The organism is Serratia sp. CY71090 (assembly GCF_052166845.1).
GTDB classification, from domain to species: Bacteria; Pseudomonadota; Gammaproteobacteria; order Enterobacterales; family Enterobacteriaceae; genus Serratia; species Serratia nematodiphila.
The window spans coordinates 83,460-104,137 of the sequence record NZ_JBJNOA010000001.1 but is presented as its reverse complement, the minus strand read 5'-3'; the positions used below and the strand labels follow the sequence as shown (position 1 = coordinate 104,137).

Genomic DNA, 20,678 nt, shown 5'->3' with positions numbered 1-20,678 from the left:
CATGGCCGAATAGGAATTTCATCATCACAAATGAAAACGCATTTTATATGCCTGACCCGCCGATAAAACGTACTGCGAAAGAGATATAAAGTATGACCGACAGTAAAAGAAGACGGGAGGGATAAGCTCAAGGCTGAACATCGGTCTCAATAATCTCGCGTCGCGATAGCGCGTTTCTTTTTTATCGTTCCTGCGCAGAGAAAACGGATATTTTAACAAACCTTGCTCGATGCCCTGTTTTACAAACCGCGCCCATTGGGAACCCTGCCTACTCCCATGAATCGCCCATCTCCCCCCCCCCCCCGGTAAAATGCCGAGCCGACTCGCCCGCGCCTTGTTGTCAGAACGGCCTGCGGCCGCAAACAAAAAGCCCAGCACGCGAGGCTGGGCTTTTCATTAACGGCCTGATTAATCAGCCAGGTTGTCGATCTCTGCGGACCTGTGCTTGCGCAACAGGTACAGCAGCAAAGATACCCGCCGCTCGGTGCGTTCCGGGGTATCCGTCGGCAGGTTGTAGCGCAAGGTATAACGCTCGTTGTTCTCGTTGCAGAAATCGATGACGAGCACGGGAGCAGAGGCCCCCGCTACTTTTCGATAATTCAGCGAGATGCACGACAGGTTTTTTTTCATCTCAACTTACCGCGACAGTGCGGCGGGTTGATTCGGCAATCCGCCCCACGCCGGCGCTCAACGCAGCGCCCAACAGCAGCACCAACAGCGAACCCCACGCGGCGCGAGACAGCTGTTTGGCCGCTTCATCAGCCGCTTCACGCGCTTTCTGCTCGGCCTCGGCCTTGAGTTTTTCCACCTTCTGCGCCGCCTGCTGGTAAGCCTGGGCGTAGTTATCGACGATTTGGCTCGCTTCATCGCGGCTCTTGCCGGTGCGTGCCGCAACGATATTCACCAGCGCGTCCTTATCGGCGGCGCTCAACGCCGGCTCACCGGACTGCTTGACGCGCTCGAACCACTGCTTAAGCTCGGTGGCGGTCTGCGCCGGATCGGCCGCGGCATCCACGGCCGACTGTTTGCCGTCGGCGGCCGCCCGATTGGCTTTCTGCTCCAACCGAGCAGGATCCAGCTCCGGCTTACCGCTCTGCTTAAGCGTGGCGTTCAACTGATTTTCCAGGCTTCCCCAGTCAAGGCTGATGCCCTTTTTATCCAGCTGTTGCTTGAGGCCTTCGCCTACGTTTGGCGCTGCCGCCGCCAGGCCGCTGCCTGCCAGCGAAAGCCCTTTACCCACCGCGCTTCCCGCCAGCCCCACTACGCCGCTCGCCAATGAAACCATCAGCCAGGTGGTCAACAAGGTGGTGATCGCCCAGCTCAGCAAGCCATGCAAGCCGCCGCGATTCGGTGCGGAGCGGCCGGCGACGAACGCGCCTGCGGCCAGCGATGCCAACGTTGAAACCAGCAGCCAGATCCCGGTGCCGGTGCCAAAGCCGCTCAGCGGGTTGCCCTTTTGCATCATATCCACGGCCTGGGCACCAATAGCCGTGCCCAGCACGCTGAAGGTCAGATAAGTCACCAGCGCCACGGCACTCCCGGCCAATATCGAGCCCCATGACACCTGAAACGCTAAGCGATTTGATTCATAGACAGTGGTCATCGTTGTTCCTTATATTTTCTGGACAAGTGATTGCACGCACGGCGGGTAACCGCGCAGACAAATTCAGTCTGCCGCGCGGCGTCGTCGGCCGTCCCGGTTCATTTGCATCAGAATGCCTGGTGCATTCACACCCTGCGAATACGCACGTTATGCACTAAGCTGCTCAGCGAATAGCGTAACCCGCGGCCCCCTTAAGAGGCCGCCCCCCTTCTGTCTAGCGGAGAACACATGAGCCAATCCGTTTTGGCCAGCGAAACCCACAGCGGCCACCTGCAGCAAATCATCTCCGGCTTGTCCGACGGCGTGATCCTGACGGATACCGATCAAACCTTGCTATGGGCCAACGAGGCCGCGTTGACCATGCATGGCGTGAGTCATCAGAAAGCTCTGGGGGCCAATGCCGGCGAGTACGCGGCGCGTTTTGCCCTGCGCTATCGCAACAATCATCCGCTGGTTTTGGAACAGTACCCGCTGAACCGGGTTGCCGAAGGCGAAACCTTCACCGATGTGGTGGTGGAGGTTCGGCAGGTCGACGATCCGGACAGCTTCTGGGTGCACCGCCTGCGGAGCCTGATTATCACCGATGCGCAGGGGCAACCGGAGCTGCTGGCACTGATCCTGAGCGACGCGACGGAGTGGGCCAGCGCCGAACAGCGCTTTGAAAAAACCTTCAACGCCAATCCGGCACCGGCAGTCATTTGTCGGCTAAGCGACCTGCGTTACGTCAAGGTCAACCAGGGGTTCCTTGATATGACCGGTTACCAACGTGAACAGGTCATGGGGCGTTCGGTTTATGAACTCGACGTTTTGGAACAGGCGGAGCACAAAGAACTGGCCGTTCAGCGCCTGGGGGAAGGCGCTACCATTCCGCAGATGGAGGCCGAGCTAAAGCTGCCCGGCGGCGGAAGCAAGCTGGTGGTGGTTGCCGGCCAACCCTTGGATATCAATGAAGACGACTGCATGCTATTCACGTTTACCGATCTCGAACCCCGGCGCCAGGCAGAATCGGCGCTGCGAGAAAGTGAAGAACGGTTTGCCAAGGCATTTCGCCTGAGCCCGGTGCCGACGTTGTTATGTACCGCGCACGAGCGGCGCGTGCTGGATGTCAACGAAGCCTTCACCCGCACCACCGAGTACGACGCCGAAGACTTGATCGGCAAGACGGTCGGAGAGATCCCGTTTATTGACGATCCGGAGGCGAACCGCCGTTTGTTTGCCGCCCTGGAAAAAAGCGGCAACGTCGAAGGGCTGGACATCCGGGTGCGCAAGAAAGGGAGCGAGTCGATTGACTGTGTGGCCTCGGCGGATGCCGTCAGCATCCACAATGCGCCCTGTTATCTGCTGGTGCTCATGGACATTACCGAACGCAAACGCTCGGAGCTGGAGCTGGTAAGCGCCATCGAAGAAGTGATGCAGGACGCCTCCTGGTTCAGCCAAACCCTGATCGAAAAATTGGCCAACGTGAAAAGCATCAACCGGCCCGACCAGGCTGGATTTACCGCCAGCGACCTCACGCCGCGCGAGCGCGATGTGCTGGAATTGATTTGCGAGGGGCTGCCGGACAAGAAAATCGCGGCGCGTCTCAATCTGGCGCTCAACACCATCCGCAACCATGTCGCGACGGTCTATTCCAAACTCGGCGTGCATAGCCGCAGCGAAGCCATCGTCTGGGCCAGAGAACGCGGGCTGTTTACCAGCGGGCTGGCCTTCAGGAATGGCAAGTAACCTGCAAATGCACTACCCAAACCGATACAAACGCCCCTTATAGGCCACAAGTGAAGTGCATAACATGGCGGTGCAAATGCAGGCTTCCGTCCTGTGCGGAAGCCAAACGGATCGAACCTTAGGAGCGCATCACAATGAACAGCGAAAAAGCCAATGGCATGATGGAAAAAGTGGCGGGCAAGGCGCAGGAAATCGCGGGCGACGTCACCGGCAACGAACGTTTGCAGGCCGAAGGCGCCGCGCGCCAGGCAGCGGGCGTGCTGCAAGAAAAATACGGCGATGCCCTGAGCTGCGCCGGCAACATGATGAAGAAAACCCCCCTCGCCGCATTGGCCCTCATTGCCGGCGCAGGCCTGTTGACCGGCCTGCTGCTGCGCCGCCGTTGATACGCGCCGGCGAACAAACCGCTTTTCCCTGAATGCCGCGCCCGGTGGGTAGCCACCGGGCGCGGTTCTATCGGCCTAAGGGGGCGCAGTATTATCGATTGATGCCTCCGCTCGTTTGCCGCTGGGATTAACGCGTATTCTGTGTCGCCATGCGACGAATTGTTGCGGCGAAACCGCTATATCCCGCAGGGAACATGAGCCTTTATCGTTCAGGCTGCCGCACACCGTCTTTACTCGCTGCTTATACGGCACATCTTTTTATTATATTCGTCCTATTGCAGATTATCATCACCCTCTCACTCAACGCTCCCACCGCCGGTTATTTCCGGTTGTTATGCAAGCCAGTTAATTTCCCTTCAACATAACGATATTTCTCAGTGTAAAAACTGAATATATCAATCAGCCTGGGTTTATCCTCCGCGCCATTAAATGTTAATATTGCCGTATTATGCGCATGGAGAAATAGCATGTTCCCCAGTAAAAAACATTCGCAGCGGGCGACCCCGCTGACCAGCTATCAATTTTCCCGGCTGCATACTTTCGAATGCGTCGCCCGTCATTTATCTTTTGCGCTGGCGGCGCAAGAATTGTCGATCACCCCCAGCGCCGTGAGCCACCGCATTAATTTGCTCGAAAAGGAATTGGGTTTTTTGCTATTCCAACGCTTTCATCGCCGGATTACGCTGACGCCGGAGGGCGAGCGCATGCAATGGGCGCTGGACAGTTCCTTCAACACCTTGAATCAGGAAATCCTGGACATCAAAAATCGCGAGTTGACGGGAACCTTGACCCTCTACTCGCACCCGTCCCTGGTGCAATGTCTGCTGCTGCCGCGCATCGGCGACTTTATCGCCCAGCACCCCACCATTCACCTCAATATTCTGACCGGACAGGAAATCATCAACCTGGCCAACCGCGGCGTGGATCTGGCGATGTACTTCGGCAAACTGCCCTCGGGGCGGCATCTGGACGAAGCCTTTATGCAGGAATCAATGGTGCCGATCTGCACGCCGCAGTACGCCGCCACGCATAACCTGTACGATGCGCCGGAAAACCTGGCCCACTGCACGCTGCTGCACGATCGCTACAACTCCGGCGAAGATGAGTGGCAAACCTGGTCGCAACACTTTGCGCTGGGGCTGGATACCGACAGTAAAAGCATGGAGTTCGACCGTTCCGATCTTGCCGTGCTGGCCGCGACGCGGCACCTTGGCGTCGCCATGGGGCGGCTCAATCTGGTGCAGGACTGGATCAAAAGCGGCGAACTGATCATTCCGTTCACCGACATGACCGTGCCCTGCGAGCACTGCTATTTTACCTCGACCATCTCCGAGCGGCAGTGGCCGAAGATCCTCGCGTTTAAGCAGTGGATCATGAAAATCTCCCCTCTGGTCTGATGGCCAGAGGATTATCGCCATACTTTGGGGGAATAAGAAAAATGCAGCGCGCAGGCGTAGAGCCGGCCGGCCTTTGAATAAGAGATATTTTTGCGGTTTTTATCCCAGGTCAGCAGAGAATTATTGGCAAAATAATAAACCTCCAATTGCATCCCATTAGCCAACCTCGACCAGCCTCGGCTTCTTATCACGGTAAAATCACCGTTATCGCTGAGCGTAATCAGCGGCACGCCCCAGGCATAGCGGGATATTTGCAGCTGAATAATGAATTGGCTTTCGCAGCTTATTTGGTAGTTCTGTACATCAACATCCATAATTTATATTTTTGGTGCCACCCTTCGGTCAACATAAATAAGATATGAACAACTCACTACGATTAACCCCAGTACGATCAACACAGCACCCAATACAAATTCAATTTGCAACGGTTCGCCGAGAATGACGGCCCCCGCCAGGATGCCGAATACCGGCGTCATAAAGGTGAGAATGCCCAGCGAGGAAGCCTGATAACGGCGCAACAGTGAAAACCAGATCAGGTAGCTGAAAAACGACACGATCACCGTTTGGAACAACAGGCTGCTCCAGGCCACGGGGCTCAGGACGACGTGCAAATTGTCCGTCGCCAGCGCCAGCAGCGACAGCAGCACACAGGCGCCCGTCAACTGGAACAGCAGCGTCTGTTTGGCCGGGCACTCCGCCAGGCGCGTGGTACGGATCACCAGGGTAGAACCGCCCCAGGCGATCCCCGCCAGCAGGCCATAGAAATCGCCTTTCAGCCGATCGGCCCCGCCGCTGCCCTCGGCCATGCCCGATATGGCCAGCACCACACCGCCAAAGGCGATGAGCATGCCCAGCCACTGCACCGGCGACAGACGCTCCTGACGATTCAGGAAATGCAGGCCAAGGGCAGAAAACAGCGGCGCGGTGTACAAAAACACCGCCATATGCGAGGCGCTGGTATAGCGCAGCCCTTCGGAGACAAAAAAGAACTCCAGCGCGAACAATGCCCCTACGCTCAGACCGGCGCTCAGCGTGGCGCGATCCCAGGTGAAACACTCGCCGCGGCAACGCGCCAACAGGTATACCCCCAGCGCGGCGAGACCCGAACGAATGGCAATTTGCAACACCGCCGACACATCCGCCTCGGCAGCCTTGATCGCCACCTGCTGCATTCCCCAGATGGCGCAAAGCATCACCATGGCGGCGGCAGCCCTGCCGTCAATACCGATTCTTGCATTCATAATAGGGTTCTCGTCGCCGTTGAAATAATAACAGGCTGCCGTCGCGTTATTCTTTATACACCACGATTTCCTGATAAAGTTTAATAACCTCGCCGTCGCTGTCGACGGAGTCGGTATATTCAGTTTGCTGCGCCAAATGAATCACCTTCCATCCTTTTCGCGCCAGTTCCGGGATCGTCAGGCGCCCCACGCCGCGGCAGGAAAACAGGGTGTCGTCAGACAACCTGAGCTTACTAACCTCTGCATAATCATAAGCTTGAGAATGACAAACGTGCGATTCCGCCGCCATCGCCGGTAATGAAAACAGCCCCACCAACAACATTAACAGATTCCTCATGGCGACCTCCCAATCGCTTATTCCTGCCGACCGATTACGCAGAAAGCGGCTAACGTTAATACGGCGGTGACAGGCTTTAATTAATTATCTCTTGCACGGATAAAATTACAGGCTGACGCCGATGACTGACAAATGAAAAATATAAACCTTGGCGTTAGATGAATTCATCCGAATCGAAAGGCATGAAAAGCGGCCCTTTTCACCGCACGAAATGGTCAAAAACCGGCCAATAATTAGCAAGAAAAGTAATTATTTATTTTACCGTTTATGTTACAACTGCCGCCCGCCGCTAAAACACCAAAAAACCGTCAAAATGCGTGAAAACGCAGCGTTCTGCGCAAAACATCGGCATGGCGGCGCTGATGGGGGCGGTCATACATAAAACAGGGATAACACATGGCAATGAAATTGCGCGTATTGACTCAAGCGGTGGCGCTGGGTCTGGCGATCGGCAGCGCGTCGTTCACCGCTCAGGCGGAAATCACCCTGCTGAAGCAGGATCCGCAGGCCGGCGATCCGCTCAGCCGCCTGAACTTCACCGTTGGCGGCAGTATCCGTCCGCAGTTCAACAACATGACGGGCGACGGTGACAAGGGCTCCTACAAGCGTAACGGCTTCGACGGCGGTACCCGCTTCCGTTTCGCGGCGGACTACTACCTGTTCGACGATATCAGCTGGATCAGCTACTACGAGCTGGGCGTGAACATTCCGGCGCTGTTCGACTGGGATCACCACTATGCCGACGGCGCGAGAAACACCAGCCGCCGCATGCTGTACACCGGCCTGAAAAGCAACACCTGGGGCCAGATGACCTTCGGTCAACAGAACAGCGTTTATTATGACGTGGTGGGCGCCAAAACCGATATCTGGGACTACGACATGCTGGCCCAGGCACCGGGCAACGGCATCAACGGTGACTACGACGGCTCTTACCGCTCACGCAAAATGCTGAAGTACAAGAACCGCTTCGGCGATGCGGACGTTTACGCTTCGTACCTGTTCAGCGACAGCGACTATCTGCCGGGCAACGGCCTGCGCTACAAGCGCAAAGGCGGCGGCTCACTGGGCGTGGATTACCACATTACGCCGGATCTGACCTGGGGCACCGCCTGGAACTACACCCGCGCCGAAATGCGCAATCCGTCCACCAGCGGCAGCAAGAGCTATGACCAGAACATTTTCGGTACCGCCATCAGTTGGAAACCGGACAACTGGACCCTCACCTTCGGCGGCGGTTACTACAACGACTTCCTGACCACCAAGAAAGCCGACATCAATAATTACTTCGCCGGCGACGCATGGGGTATCGAATACCTGGCCGGTTATACCGTGCCGGTTGGCCAGTACGCGGTGAAATCGGTGATGCCGTACTTCATGGGCGACCGCCTGGAATACATCACCGGCCGCAACTACCAGCGCATCGACAACGGCCTCGGGGTTACCGTGCAGTTTGACTACGGTTTCCGCGTTGACGTGGAGCACGTGCTGACATCGAGCACCGACAACCTCGGCGATATGACCGTGGTGCGCCTGCGCTACGATTTCTGATTGCTCAGAACGCAAAAAAGGCCGCGCAAGCGGCCTTTTTCGTTTATTGACGCAGCGTCAGAAGCCGCCGCGCGCCGAGCGCCCGACCGCCTCGCCCAGCTGCCATACCGCCATGGCGTAATGGGTGCTGTGGTTATAGCGGGTGATGACGTAGAAGTTCGGCAGGCCATACCAATACTGGTAGCCGGTGCCGATGTCCAGCCGCAGCAGGCTGGCTTCCTGATTATCACCGAGCGAGCCCTGCGGGCTTAGGCCGGCTTCCGCCAGCGCGGCAACCGAGTAGCGCGTCTTGAAGCCGTTTTCCAGCCCCGGCGCCTGGCCGTTGGCCTGAATGGCGACCGGCTCGCCTTTGGACCAGCCGTGCGCCTTGAAGTAATTGGCCACGCTGCCGATGGCATCGACCGGATCCCACAGGTTGATATGCCCATCACCGTTGAAGTCGACCGCATAGCTTTTGAAGGAAGAAGGCATGAACTGCCCATAGCCCATCGCGCCGGCAAAGGAGCCGCGCAGTTCGAGCGGATCGTCGCCTTCGGTGCGCGACATCAGCAGGAAGGTTTCCAGCTCACCGGCGAAGTAATCGGCGCGGCGCGGGTAGTTGAAGGCAAGCGTCGCCAGCGCGTCGATAATGCGGGTTTTACCCATTACGCGGCCCCAGCGGGTCTCCACGCCGATAATCCCCACGATGATCTCCGGCGGCACGCCGTACACCTGCCAGGCGCGCTGCAGCGCATCCTGATATTGATTCCAGAACACCACGCCGTTTTGCACGTTATCCGGCGTGATGAACTTGTTGCGGTAGCGCAGCCAGGAGCCATTCGGCCCGGTTGGCCCTTGGGTCGACGGCGTCGGCGCCTGCCTGTCCATCAGCCGCAGCACCGAATCCAGGCGCCGTGCCTGCGCCAGCACGTCGTGCAGCTGCTGCCGCTCAAAGCCGTGTTCCTGCACCATCTTATCGATAAAGCGCGCGGTATTCGGGTTATTGGCGAAATCCCCCCCCAGCGGCGCGCCGCTGTGCGCCGGGCTCAGCAAAAAGCCGCCCTTTACCGGGGTGCTCTGCGGCGTAGCGGTAGTACTGGGTTTCGGCGTGCTGCTACAGGCAGCAAGCAAGGTAATCAGCGGTAAAAGCGCAACCAGGTGACGCATCGGATATCCATATAGCCATGCAAGAGATAAGTGGGAGTTATGTTAATGCATTGTTCAACGCGAACAAACAGGATTATGCCGCCAATTACCGCGTCAGGTAGCCAAACGTGCCAAATTGTGACGTTTTGCACGGTGAAGGGACGTCCGATGCGGCCGCGTGGAATCTCAACCGCAACTAAATGAGAAAAATTATCACCTTGACGCCCGCATTTACCCCGATAAAATGCCCGGCTGCTTGCCATCCGGCCACCGCCGGGCGGTCAATGATTACGACAACGGATTGTGATGGACTCTCTCGGACAACTCGCCAAAGACCTTTATCGTGGGCGCATCTCGCGCAAACCCTTTGTTTTTTCGCTGGCGATCTTCGCCGTTGGCATCGTGCTACTGTCGTTTCTGTCGACCTATCTGGATAAAAACCATTTTCGCGCCCATGCGCACGGCGATACCGAGGAATTCGTCTCGGTGCTGCTGTATCTGCTGTGCATCATGGTGTGGGCGCTGTTCTGTTTTGGCCTGGTGGCGTGGTTTATGGCCAAAACCGCGTTTCGGCTCAACGATATCGGCCTGCCCGGTTGGGCGCTGGCCGTGGCGTGCTATGTGTGTTCGGTGCTGAACAATTACTCTCCCGGCCCGGTGGCGCGCTGGCTGCCGCTGTTCAGTCTGGCAGGGATGATCTGCGCCCTGCTGTTGCCGCCCGACGGGCTGCGCCGCAAGCCGGACGGCAACGCTGACGATTAACGCAGCTGCACCACCTTGTTCGCTGCCGGTTCGGCCGCCGTCAGCCTGCCGCTAACCTGGCTGATACCGCCGCCGCTGTTGTGGGACACCACGGCGATCGGCAAACGCCGCAACTGCCGGGTCAGCTCCGGCGTGATATAGCCGATGTGGGTGTTCTGTTGCTGTTTCCGCCAGCGGTCGGCCGCCCTGCGACGGGAGAAATACTGGTTGTATTTGGCCCAGGCGATCAGAGTGACGGCATTGAACAACGCCACAATGATATACAGCGAGATCACTTCCAGCAGCGACAGGGCGGAGCCCACCCCGTGCTGATCCATCACCGACATCAGGCCGCGGCTGAACAGATAAAGAAAGCCGCACCAGGCAAAAAGCGTCAGCAGGCTGTCTACCACGCGCGGCAGCAGGCCGCGTTCGGAATAAATCAGGACGTCCGTCATTCTTTGATCCTCCCAATGCCCCGGTCGGGGCTTATCCAGCGCGCACGCCCGCGCCGAGCTTTCAACATCACTTTGGAAAACGCCACCAGCGTGGTCAGCAAGCTGAGCAGCCAATACACCAGCGGATACCAGATGATCCAGAACAACGAGCGGCCAAAGCCCTTCTCATAGCGCTTCTCCAGCAGCAGACTGACGGTGAACTGCAGCAAGCACACCACGCCCAGCACCAGGCCGGTAAACGCCGGCGTCAGCAGCGAGTGAATGCGGATGCCCTCCGGCAGCGGTATCGCCAGTCCAACCAGAAAAATCAGCACGCTGACCAGGTAAGTGAACGCCCACAGCGTGGAGAGGCAATACTCGGCGAACAGCAGCCACATATGCCGGTGCTCCCAGGCCCACAGGTTGCGCAGATTCTTTAAAAACACCTCGGCGCCGCCCTGCGCCCAGCGCAGGCGCTGCTTCCATAGCCCGCGCAAGGTCTCCGGCATCAGGATCCAGCACAGCGCTCGCGGTTCGAAGAAGATAGCCCAGTGCTTCAGCTGCAGCTTCCAGCTGATGTCGATGTCTTCGGTGATCATGTCCTGACTCCAGTAACCGACATCGGTAAGCGCTTGCTTACGAAACGCCGCGACCACGCCGGAGATGGTGAACAGGCGGCCATAAACGCGCTGCGTGCGCTTGATAAGGCCGATGATCGACGAAAACTCACCGACCTGGATGCGACCGATCAGCGTGGAGCGCGTGCGGATGCGCGGATTGCCGGTCACCGCGCCGACATGCGGATTGGCCAACAGCGGCGCCACCAAATAGGCTGCCGCATCGCGATCCAGCAGCGCATCGCCGTCGATGCACACCAGATACTCGCTGCGCGCCGCCGCGGCGCCCGCCTGCAGCGCGATCGCCTTGCCCTGATTTTGCGCCAGATGGATCACTCGCAGCCGGGGGAACTCCAGCGTCAACTGGTCCAACACCTCGGCGGTGTCATCGCTGGAGCCGTCGTTGATGGCGATCACTTCGATATTGTCATAGCGCTGCGCCATCGCCGCCGAAATGGTTTCACGCGCGTTCAACCCTTCGTTGAAACAGGGGATCAGCACGCTGATCGACGGGTTGCCCGGCAGCGCCGGCGCGGGCATGTCCGGGCTCCAGCGCCAATGCCGCTCGCGATGCAGCCAGAAATAGATGCCGCCGGCGATCCAGATGCCGGACATGAACAACGGCCAGAAGAACACGAAGTTGAGCAGCATTTCGCCGGTAAACAGCAGGACGATGCCGAAAGGCACGCTCAACACCAGACACAGGATAAATAAGGCAATTAAACGATCTGTCATGGCAGTGGGAACCAGGCTGAGGACAACACCGGGCGAACGGCATCCAGCTTAGGCCGATCGTCGAGGAAGTTGTCGGGGTAATAACCAAAGCTCTGAGCGCCATTGCGCTGCAGGCGACGCATCCATTCGGCCAGCAGTTGACCGTCATCCAGGCTGATCCGGCGCTCCTTGCGCCAGTCGACAGCCTGCAACTCAAACACCGTTTTATCGAGCGCGCCGGGGTAAGCGGCCACTTTGCCCACCAGTTGATCCAGCCAGCGGCCGCTGTCGGCGCGCGGCACGTTTTCCATCAGCGGCATCGCCATCGGCGCTACCCAGTCGTAGGCCTGCAGGAAATCCGCTAAATTCTGGCCGAACCAGGCTTCACTGGCGGGATCGAGCACCGGCATCGCATAAATATTGCGTGCGGTTTGCACCTGCGGACCGCGGATCGCCCGCACCCGTTCGGCCAGCGACTGGGTAAAGTCGATCAGCGCCCGACTCTTGAAGCGCGTCCAGCGCGCCATCGCCTGCGGATCCTGACGAATCGCCGCCACCGAATCGGCGAAGCCGGCCTGGCGATAGGCCGCAACGGCGTCGGGGCCGGCGTCTTCGAAGTCCGACAGCAGCGCATCGTCGTGGAACAGGATCCCTTTAAAAGTGGCGTGGGCCGCCAGATCCTCGTAGATCTCACCGATGCGCTGGCGCGCCACCGGACTGAACGGCGACAGGCGACGATACTGCTTGTCGTCTACCGACAGCTGCCCGCTTTGCGGATCGAGGCGCTGCACGCGCGGCACGTCAGACCCCAGCTCGAACGCCAGCACCGGCATCCAGGCATACACGGCCACGCCGGTGCGCGAAGAGAGCTGCCAGGAGACCCGGTTGAACAGGTCGGCCTTCATCGGCAGCCAGCGGTTGGGGAAATAGAGCTCGCGCACGTTGCCGTCGCCTTTTGGATCGGCGAACGCCTGCAGGAAAACGGTATTGATGCGCAGGTCATAGATGCGCTGGATCAGCTTGTCGAGGTTTTTGGCCTGCTGCTGCGGATCGGGATCGTAGAGGTAGTCGAGATCGACGTGCGCCACCCGCATGATCTGTCGGTTCTGTATCTGCGTCAGCTGCTGGGCGAAGCTCGTCAGCGACGGATTGCCGGCCACCAGCATGCGCGGCACGTTCTCAGGCGCGTTGACGTCTCCCAGCCCGTTCTCCAGCGTCAGCGCCATGCGGTAACCGTGCTTGCGCGCGATATCCAGCGCCACGCCGCCGGCCGCACCGTACGGCCAGACCCACACGCGCGGCGCCTTACCGGTGGCGGCGGTGATGCGCCGGGTGATCAACGCCACGTCCTTCTCGATGCGTTGGCGGTATTCCGTCTCGCTTTCGTAGCGGCCCTGCTTGGCGTCGTACAGCCGATTGGCGACCGCCGGTTCGGTATTGCCCTGCGGGTTGGCGATGCCGCCATAATGCGAGGCGTAGGTATGCGCGCCGATCTCCACCAGCCCGGAGTCCGACACTTCCCGCACCTGCTGCCAGGTGAGGAAGCGATCGCGCGGCGTCATCAGGCCGCCGAAATCGACCGGCTTGTCGGCCGGCGCATCCAGCCAAACGCCGACCGGCGCCAGCACCGCCGGCCAGTTGTAGGCCTTCAGCAACGGGAATACCCGGCTGTAGAAGCTGCGATAGCCGTCGTCGAAAGTCAGCAGCACCGCCTTGTTCGGCAACGCCGGGCCGCCGTTCTGCGCCTGCAGGATCTGCTCGACCGACACCGGCTGATAGCCGTTTTGCTTCAGCCAGGCGAACTGTTCGTTAAGCGCGCTGGTGCGTACCGACATGTAGCGCTGGTCCGCCGCGCCGTCTTCCACGTCGTGATACGCCAGCACCGCGTAGCGGTTGGCCGGCCACGGGTGTTCCATTGGCCCCACGGTTCGCTCCGCCGGCGGCGTGAAGCGCGGTACGTCCGCCTGACTGCAGGCGGTGGTCAGCAACGCGGCCAGCACTAAAAGCGAGGATCGAATAAGCATGATGATTCCTTTAAAAACGATAATTCAGATCAAACGTCACGCCGATGTTCCGCTCGCGTTTGCCGTCGTAAGGATGCTTCTCAAACTGCAGCATCACGCCGGCGTCCAGCACTCCGTTCCAGCTGACGCGCTGGCCGTAACCCAGCTGGGTGATCGGCTTGCGCGCATAGTCCCGCTGCCAATAGCTGCCGGCGCCGGCCTGGAACTGCTGGCTCCACTCGGTCTGATAATGGCGATACAGGGTGTGATCGAGCGTTAACGACGGCAGCAGCGTGAAGTCGTGCTTCGGGTTGTAATACGGCACGTTCTCCTGGCTGTTGCGGCTGCCGGACAGCGTCAGGTTCATGTCCAGCCGATAACGGGCGCCGGCGAGCAGCCGTTGCCGCCCTTCCAGGCCGTATTCCAGCCGGTTGTTGCCGTCCGAGAAGTGCGAAGGCGCCACGCTGGCGCGCAGCTCGCGGCTTTCGCTCTGCTGCCAACGCAGCCACAGGTTGCCGCCGTTGGCGCTGATGCCGTTGGTCAACGCGCGCAGCGGCGTCTCGGCCGACAGACGCGCCACCGAACCGCCGAGGCGCCATTGATCATTCAGGTCATACCAGGATGAGAGGCGCAGGCCGAGCTCATTACCGTGGCCGTAGTTGCGGTTGGCCACCTCGGCTTCCAGCCACAGATCGCGCGAGCGCCACTCGGCACCGGCGCTGAGATCGCGGTTGATGCCCTTGCCCTCGTCGAACTGGCCGGTGTTAAATCCCCAGCCGGTGAACAGCCGCCAGTTGTCGTCGATCGGCGGTGAATAGAGCGCGGCGTGTATGCCGAAATCGTGGCTGCCGCTGACCGGCCCGTCGGAATCGATGCCCTGATTGCCGCTGATGCGCAGTTCAGACATATGGTGAATGCGGCGCGAACGTTCAAACTGCTGAGCGGCGACGCTTTCCGGCGCGCGCTGGATGACGTCGTCGGCCAGCAAATCCAGTTGGCGCCACTCCTGCAACCCCTGCGCGACATAGCCCTGCTGGATCTCCAACGGCAGGCTGCGCGGTTCCAGCCCTTCCACCTGTTTCAACTCCTCCTCGGCGCGACGCGGCCAGCCGCGCGCCAAATAAACGCTGGCCAAGGAGATGCGCAGCCCCTGATTGCCCGGCGCCGTTCGCGCCAGATGGGTCAGCTGCCGTTCGGCCTCGGCCAGATCGCGTTGATAAACCCGCGACTGCGCCAGCAGCGATTGGCCGACCAGCCAATCATCGTTGTAGGCCAGCGTCGGCAGCTGGTACAGGTGGGTCGCGTAGGGATAGCGCTGGCTGACGCGCTGCGCCAGCAGCGCCGCCTGATCGATGCGTTCGTTCTCCGCCTGCGCGTAAAACAGATCGGTCTCATCTTCGGCGGTCACCGCCTGCGGCGCGGCGGCGTTCAGCCGGCCGAAAATGGCCTGCGCCTTGTCCGGCTGCTGCAGATAGAGGTAGGCGGACGCCGCCCAGCGCTGCGCATAATCCGGCACCGTGCGCCCTTCCGCCTGCAAGGTTTGATACTCGCTCACCACGTCGGCCATTCGATAGCGCGCCAGCAGCGCGCCCAGGCGATCGACACGCGCCTGTTGGTAGCTGTCCTGCGCCTCCGGCAGCGGCCGCCACTGCGTCAGCAATTGGTCATAGCGCGCCAGCGCGCGATCGGCGATGACGAAACGTTCTTGTTCGCCGCGAGCATCGATAAACGACAGCCGCACCAGTTCGGCGGCTTCATCCGCCTGCAGGCGCCGCTGCTGCGCGGGCGGCAATGCCAGCCCCTGGCTTTCACGCAGCGCCGGATCCGCGACCCGATTCGCCGCCAGCAGCGTCACGTAATAAGCCTGAATACCGGTGTCGGACGGCGCCAGCGCACGGGCATGAGTGACGTTTTCCAGCGCCGCCCAACTGCGGCCGGCGGCCTGGTCCACATAGGCGCGCGTCAGATACCACGTCGCCGGCTCCAGCAGCTTCTCCGCTTTGGCCGCCTCCGTTTGCGCCTGCGCATCCTGCCCGGCATCCGCCAGCGTCATCACATAGCCACGTTGCAGGCCGCCGTCGGCGGGAGCGAGCTGCAACGCCGCACGCCACAGGCGCAGCGATGGTTGCCACTGCTTCAGGTTGCGATAGGCGCGGGCCGCCGTCGCCAGACTGGCGCTATCCCGCTGCAGCGCGGCGCCGTCGGCACGCCAAAGCGCGACCACCTCTTCATCGTGGCCGGCCCACCCGGCCACCTGGATATAATCGGCTCGCTGCTGCAGGCTCAACCCCTCCTGAGCGCGCCGCTGCGATAAATACGCCAGCACCGGCGCGGTATCGCCCGATCTGGCCTGACGGATCAGCGCGTCATAGCGTTCATCCGCCAGCGCGGTGGCCGGCAGGGATAAACCGATAAACAGCAATGACGCCGCATATTTGGTGGCGTGGCGTTCGGTAAAGCGTAATGAACGCGAGTTAACTTTAGGCACGAGGTATTCCTTTAATCCGTGAGCTGCTGTCCTGGCAAAGTAGAAATGCGAGCAGGCACCCGAAAAGTCGGCTAGAGCCGCCGGGTAATAAGCATGGAGTAATGAATATTTCTGTCTGGCGCACGCTTAAATAGAATCGAATGCGCCTTTGCCTAAAAAGAGTATTTTATAAATCTGTCAATGAATACCGCAGCCAGGTGATATCTGCCTGAAACTGGAATTTCACAATTATCAATAAGTGAAATAACAAAAATTAAAATAATATAAATCAATAAGATAAAGCACATTAATGACCAATATTCTTAATTTCACTCTTGCGTGTGAAATTGTATAAAAAACGGTGTGATATTTGATTTTAATTCTCATTATCACCGGTCGACAGGAATATTAATCCAAACATCCAATTAAATAACCTGCCTTGTTGGAGAAAATAACAAGATTATTGTTAACACGAACATTAAATTTGCCTGCTAATAATTATTCAATTCAATTTAAATTCTCCCACGGATACATTCATGCTGGCTATCTCCCGAGCATGCCGTCACAATAGCGCCTCATTCTGGTTTCAATCAGGGATTGCCATGTACAGCCACTACCCCGCCCATTACACCTTCGATAGCGACAGCGACGCCTGGCAGATCGGTTTCCACGACTTCCCCGAGTGGCAATCTGCCTGCTATAAACGCGAAGATATCGAGCTGGAAGCGCAGGAAAGCCTGCTGGCCGCCATCGCCGCCGCGATGGATGAAGGGCTGCCCCTGCCCGCCCCTTCTCCTTCGCAAACCGATGATTTGAGGGTACATCTGCCGGCGCTGGTGGCGCTGAAGATCGAACTGCACAACGCGATGCTGCGCAAAAACACCGGTAAAGCGGCGCTGGCGCGCAAGCTGGGTTTCAACGGCGGGCAAATGGAGCGGTTACTGGATATCGGCTACGCCTCGAAGGTGGAAGCGCTGGAGCAGGCGTTGTATCTGCTGGGCTACGAAGTGCGCGTGACGATAAGCGAAGTTTGCCAATAAGTTAGCGGCAGGTAAGCGAAATATTATCCAGGGGGGCTAAATTTCCCCCGTTTTGCGCCGATATGATGGCTACCTAATCACTTGTCGCAACAACGAAGGCTAAAAATGGAGTGGAGTCGCCGTCATATTTGGGCCGTTATTCTGCTGTCTTGTCTCGTTTTTTGGGTCATTTTGGCGACCGGCATCAACGCCGTCGCCTGAGCGCCTGCCACCGTATTGCAATACCCGATTTTAAAGCCCGCCACACGGCGGGCTACTTCCTGTCGCTTGCTTATAAAAAGCGTTATAAAACAGCGCGACCTGTTCAAAAAACAGCCTAAAATTGTGATCAAAAACACAGTATTGAAATCAGACCAGTATTGAGAGTACATTAGCGCCGATCCTGTCGCGGTTCGGATTTTACCTCACGGAGCATGAGGCGCGACAACCGGACAACCCGCGCTCGAGGACGTTGTTCTTTCGCTTGGAAGAATCCGCCCGACAAGCAGGTTGCCCATAAAATACTCAGCACAACAATCGGGATCATTGCTGGCGAGGACTCCAGACAGGAGTTGTTCAGTGAAATATTTTTTGATGGGCGTGTCATTCATGCTGGTTGCCTGGGTTGGCACCTTCATGTTGATGGTTGCCTGACAGCAGCCACACCAGGAACACAGACAAAGGGACGCGCAAGCGTCCCTTTGTCGTTTCGGCTAGCGCTCATTTTCCCGGCATCATGCGGCGCAGGGTGTCGTCCTTGCGCAGGTAGTGGTGATACAGCGCCGCCAGCGCATGCGCGCCAATGATAAAGTAGCCAACGTTTGCCAGCGTCTCATGCACCGTTTTGACCAGCCTGCGCATCACCGGATCCGGCGTCACCCACTGCGGCATCGGCCAACCCAGCAAAGACCACGATTTCCCGCCGTAGGCCAGGGTTAACATGCCCAGCAGCGGCAACATCAGGAAGACCACGTACAGCAGCCAATGGAAAATCTTCGCGCCTACCTCCTGCCACTCCTCCAGCGGAGGCGTGGTTGGCGGCGCAGCGTGGAAAGAGCGCACCGCCAACCGAATCAGCATCAGGGCAAAGACCGATACCCCAAAGTTGAAATGCAGATTTTTGACCATCGGCGCCCACGCCTCCGGCACCGAATATTTCAGCAACATCGCCGCATAGGTGAGGATCACCATCAGCAACGTCAGCCAATGTAAAACGATTTGCGATCGCGCGTAGCGGTTGCTCATACACTCTGTCCAAAAAATAAAATTCAGCGTAGTTGAGCATAATGGGGAAATAATGAAGAAAACCTTGGGACGGAAAAAATAAGGCCGGGCGAACGCCCGGCCTGACAGGGTTATTTGGCGCTGCCGGCTTTGCCCGGCTTCAGCAGCACGTCCGCGCGGAACATCGCCTTGATGCCGCGCACCGCCTGGCGGATACGATCCTGATTCTCGATCAGCGCGAAGCGCACGTGAGTATCGCCGTAGTCGCCGAAGCCGATGCCCGGCGAGACGCAGACCTTGGCTTCCGCCAGCAGGCGCTTGGCGAACTCCAGCGAACCGAGGTGGGCATAAGGCTCGGGAATTTTCGCCCACACGTACATCGACGCCTTCGGGTTTTCCACCATCCAGCCGGCCTCGTGCAGCCCCTTCACCAGCACGTTGCGGCGCTGCCGATACTGCTCGGCGATATCACGCACGCACTGCTGATCGCCTTCCAGCGCGGCGATGGCCGCCACCTGCAGCGGCGTGAAGGTGCCGTAGTCGTGATAACTTTTGATGCGCGCCAGCGCGCTGACCAGCTCAGGGTTGCCGACCATGAAACCGATGCGCCAGCCGGCCATGTTGTAGCTTTTCGACAGGGTGAAGAACTCCACCGCAATGTCTTTCGCCCCCGGCACCTGCATGATCGACGGCGCTTTCCAGCCGTCATAAACAATATCGGCATAGGCCAGGTCGTGGATCACCAGCACGTTGTACTGTTTGGCCAGCGCCACCACCCGCTCGAAGAAATCCAGCTCCACGCACTGCGCGGTCGGGTTGGACGGGAAGCCGAGGATCATCATTTTCGGGCGCGGAATGGTTTCCCGAATGGCGCGCTCCAGTTCACTGAAGAAATCCACGCCGTCCACCAGCGGCACCGAACGCACCTGGGCGCCGGCGATCACCGCGCCGTAAATGTGGATCGGGTAACTGGGGTTCGGCACCAGCACGGTATCGCCGTGATCGAGGGTCGCCAGCATCAGGTGCGCCAGCCCCTCTTTCGAACCGATGGTGACGATGGCTTCGCTTTCCGGATCGATATCCACCTGATAACGATCGGCATACCAGCGCGAAATGGCGCGGCGCAGGCGCGGAATGCCGCGCGAGGTGGAATAACCGTGGGTGTCGTCGCGCTGGGCGACGGCGCACAGTTTTTCCACGATGTGCGGCGGCGTCGGGCCGTCGGGGTTACCCATGCTGAAGTCGATAATATCCTCACCGCGACGGCGTGCGGCCATTTTCAGTTCGGCGGTGATGTTGAATACGTAAGGGGGAAGACGTTCAATGCGCGTAAAACGGCGCTGTGGACTGTTATCAGCCATAGGGGGATTCCTCGATAAACGTTAGCGCCCGGACCGTCCGAGCGACGCTGGCCAGCGAACTGACCGAATATCGAACATAGCGCAGCGCCGGCGAGCTTGTCGATACCCGGCGCGATATTTTTATTTGCCGCCCTGAAACTCTGCCGCCAACAGCCCGAACAGCCAGTCGTCGCGCCACTCTCCCGCCAGGCGGAAATTATCGCGCAGCGTGCCCTCCAGCTGAAAACCGCACGACTCCAGCAGGCCGCGCGAGGCGAGGTTGCCCGCGGTCACGGTAGCGGTCAGCTTGTGAAAACCGCAGGCGTTCACCGCAAAATCCAGCACTGCCCGCAGCGACTCCTTGCCATAGCCCTTGCCCTGGCCGGCAGGCAAACTCCCGTATCCCACTTCCGCCTGCCGATACGGCGCCCAGTGCGGGCGAAAGCCGGTAATGCCCACCGCCTCTCCGCTGCGCTTCTCACGCATCACCAGGCACAGCCACTGCTCGCCGTGTTTGTCCCAGGCCGGCAGGCGCTCTTCGAACCGTGCGCGGATCTCCGCTTCGCTGCGCGGATCGGAGATGTAACGGATCACCTCGGGATCTTGGTACAGGCGCAGAAACAGCGGCCAATCCTCGGCGGTTATCGACTGTAAGTACAAGCGTTCAGTGACCAGCTTCATAAAATCTCCGAAAAACGAAAAATAGGAACTTACGAATGAAAGATATCTCTTTATTTTCCCCGATTGGTTGCCG

Annotated in this window: 20 protein-coding genes; 7 read left to right on the top strand and 13 right to left on the bottom strand. The window is 59.0% G+C overall.

Going from position 1 to position 20,678, the window contains the following annotated elements; translation table 11 throughout:
• Window positions 1–408: 408 nt before the first annotated feature.
• Window positions 409–630 carry a hypothetical protein gene (locus ACJ8OK_RS00515; RefSeq protein WP_250602151.1) on the bottom strand — a complete coding sequence of 74 codons (222 nt, stop codon included), beginning with the start codon at window positions 628–630 and terminating at the stop codon, window positions 409–411.
• A 1-nt stretch (window position 631) separates the two neighbouring features.
• Window positions 632–1,603 (bottom strand): hypothetical protein, encoded by a 972-nt coding sequence (locus tag ACJ8OK_RS00510; protein WP_442530326.1) that lies wholly within the window; start codon window positions 1,601–1,603, stop codon window positions 632–634.
• 228 nt (window positions 1,604–1,831) lie between these two features.
• On the opposite strand from ACJ8OK_RS00510, the gene ACJ8OK_RS00505 reads away from it, so the two are divergent.
• The 3 genes from ACJ8OK_RS00505 (at window position 1,832) to dsdC (ending at window position 5,111) form a co-directional block, all read left to right on the top strand.
• The gene (locus tag ACJ8OK_RS00505) at window positions 1,832–3,328 is read left to right on the top strand and encodes a PAS domain S-box protein (protein ID WP_442530325.1); all 1,497 of its coding nucleotides are present in this window, start codon (window positions 1,832–1,834) and stop codon (window positions 3,326–3,328) included.
• Between the two features lie 134 nt (window positions 3,329–3,462).
• Window positions 3,463–3,714: a CsbD family protein gene (locus tag ACJ8OK_RS00500; RefSeq protein WP_033632461.1), complete on the top strand. Its 252-nt coding sequence runs from the start codon at window positions 3,463–3,465 to the stop codon at window positions 3,712–3,714.
• A 467-nt stretch (window positions 3,715–4,181) separates the two neighbouring features.
• Window positions 4,182–5,111: a DNA-binding transcriptional regulator DsdC gene (dsdC, locus tag ACJ8OK_RS00495; protein WP_004936301.1), complete on the top strand. Its 930-nt coding sequence runs from the start codon at window positions 4,182–4,184 to the stop codon at window positions 5,109–5,111.
• A gap of 11 nt (window positions 5,112–5,122) precedes the next feature.
• Here dsdC and ACJ8OK_RS00490 read toward each other — a convergent pair whose 3' ends face one another.
• Genes ACJ8OK_RS00490 through ACJ8OK_RS00480 form a run of 3 tightly spaced genes read right to left on the bottom strand, consistent with a single transcriptional unit; the run spans window position 5,123 to window position 6,689 of the window.
• Complete coding sequence (locus tag ACJ8OK_RS00490) at window positions 5,123–5,425, bottom strand: hypothetical protein (protein ID WP_015378633.1); 303 nt, start codon at window positions 5,423–5,425, stop codon at window positions 5,123–5,125.
• A 3-nt stretch (window positions 5,426–5,428) separates the two neighbouring features.
• A complete protein-coding gene (locus ACJ8OK_RS00485; RefSeq protein ID WP_044030759.1) occupies window positions 5,429–6,352 on the bottom strand; it encodes a DMT family transporter in 924 nt (307 codons plus the stop codon).
• A gap of 46 nt (window positions 6,353–6,398) precedes the next feature.
• On the bottom strand, window positions 6,399–6,689 hold the full coding sequence (locus tag ACJ8OK_RS00480; RefSeq protein WP_015378635.1) for a hypothetical protein: 291 nt from the start codon (window positions 6,687–6,689) through the stop codon (window positions 6,399–6,401).
• Between the two features lie 396 nt (window positions 6,690–7,085).
• Between ACJ8OK_RS00480 and ACJ8OK_RS00475 the strand changes: the two genes are divergently transcribed.
• The gene (locus tag ACJ8OK_RS00475) at window positions 7,086–8,237 is read left to right on the top strand and encodes a porin (RefSeq protein ID WP_082996534.1); all 1,152 of its coding nucleotides are present in this window, start codon (window positions 7,086–7,088) and stop codon (window positions 8,235–8,237) included.
• Between the two features lie 57 nt (window positions 8,238–8,294).
• On the opposite strand, the gene mltB is transcribed toward ACJ8OK_RS00475, so the two are convergent.
• Complete coding sequence (gene mltB, locus ACJ8OK_RS00470; protein ID WP_118891819.1) at window positions 8,295–9,383, bottom strand: lytic murein transglycosylase B; 1,089 nt, start codon at window positions 9,381–9,383, stop codon at window positions 8,295–8,297.
• Between the two features lie 285 nt (window positions 9,384–9,668).
• Between mltB and ACJ8OK_RS00465 the strand changes: the two genes are divergently transcribed.
• The gene (locus ACJ8OK_RS00465) at window positions 9,669–10,124 is read left to right on the top strand and encodes a DUF805 domain-containing protein (RefSeq protein ID WP_015378638.1); all 456 of its coding nucleotides are present in this window, start codon (window positions 9,669–9,671) and stop codon (window positions 10,122–10,124) included.
• Here the strand turns inward: ACJ8OK_RS00465 and pgaD are convergent.
• The 4 genes from pgaD to pgaA are packed head-to-tail and all read right to left on the bottom strand — an operon-like array spanning window position 10,121 to window position 16,362.
• On the bottom strand, window positions 10,121–10,561 hold the full coding sequence (pgaD, locus tag ACJ8OK_RS00460; RefSeq protein ID WP_015378639.1) for a poly-beta-1,6-N-acetyl-D-glucosamine biosynthesis protein PgaD: 441 nt from the start codon (window positions 10,559–10,561) through the stop codon (window positions 10,121–10,123). The genes ACJ8OK_RS00465 and pgaD overlap by 4 nt on opposite strands.
• Window positions 10,558–11,892, bottom strand: coding sequence for a poly-beta-1,6-N-acetyl-D-glucosamine synthase (pgaC, locus tag ACJ8OK_RS00455; protein WP_015378640.1), 1,335 nt, complete (start codon window positions 11,890–11,892; stop codon window positions 10,558–10,560). Before pgaC ends, pgaD begins: the two co-directional genes overlap by 4 nt.
• Window positions 11,889–13,895 carry a poly-beta-1,6-N-acetyl-D-glucosamine N-deacetylase PgaB gene (gene pgaB, locus ACJ8OK_RS00450; RefSeq protein ID WP_166730227.1) on the bottom strand — a complete coding sequence of 669 codons (2,007 nt, stop codon included), beginning with the start codon at window positions 13,893–13,895 and terminating at the stop codon, window positions 11,889–11,891. The genes pgaC and pgaB overlap by 4 nt, the downstream gene beginning before the upstream one ends.
• 10 nt (window positions 13,896–13,905) lie before the next feature.
• Entirely contained in the window at window positions 13,906–16,362 is a 2,457-nt protein-coding gene (gene pgaA, locus ACJ8OK_RS00445) for a poly-beta-1,6 N-acetyl-D-glucosamine export porin PgaA (RefSeq protein WP_442530324.1), read from the bottom strand.
• Window positions 16,363–16,943: 581 nt separating this feature from the next.
• Here pgaA and ACJ8OK_RS00440 point away from each other — a divergent pair.
• Both ACJ8OK_RS00440 and ypdK read left to right on the top strand, forming a co-directional pair.
• A complete protein-coding gene (locus ACJ8OK_RS00440; protein WP_004936322.1) occupies window positions 16,944–17,381 on the top strand; it encodes a hypothetical protein in 438 nt (145 codons plus the stop codon).
• 558 nt (window positions 17,382–17,939) lie between these two features.
• Window positions 17,940–18,014, top strand: a complete 75-nt coding sequence (gene ypdK / locus ACJ8OK_RS00435; protein WP_099782600.1) for a membrane protein YpdK — start codon at window positions 17,940–17,942, stop codon at window positions 18,012–18,014.
• Window positions 18,015–18,080: 66 nt separating this feature from the next.
• On the opposite strand, the gene ACJ8OK_RS00430 is transcribed toward ypdK, so the two are convergent.
• From ACJ8OK_RS00430 to ACJ8OK_RS00420, 3 genes are all read right to left on the bottom strand, one after another.
• Window positions 18,081–18,605 carry a cytochrome b gene (locus tag ACJ8OK_RS00430; RefSeq protein WP_213929735.1) on the bottom strand — a complete coding sequence of 175 codons (525 nt, stop codon included), beginning with the start codon at window positions 18,603–18,605 and terminating at the stop codon, window positions 18,081–18,083.
• A gap of 110 nt (window positions 18,606–18,715) precedes the next feature.
• Complete coding sequence (alaC, locus tag ACJ8OK_RS00425) at window positions 18,716–19,945, bottom strand: alanine transaminase (RefSeq protein WP_442530323.1); 1,230 nt, start codon at window positions 19,943–19,945, stop codon at window positions 18,716–18,718.
• A 120-nt stretch (window positions 19,946–20,065) separates the two neighbouring features.
• On the bottom strand, window positions 20,066–20,605 hold the full coding sequence (locus ACJ8OK_RS00420; protein ID WP_033632453.1) for a GNAT family N-acetyltransferase: 540 nt from the start codon (window positions 20,603–20,605) through the stop codon (window positions 20,066–20,068).
• Window positions 20,606–20,678 lie beyond the last annotated feature (73 nt).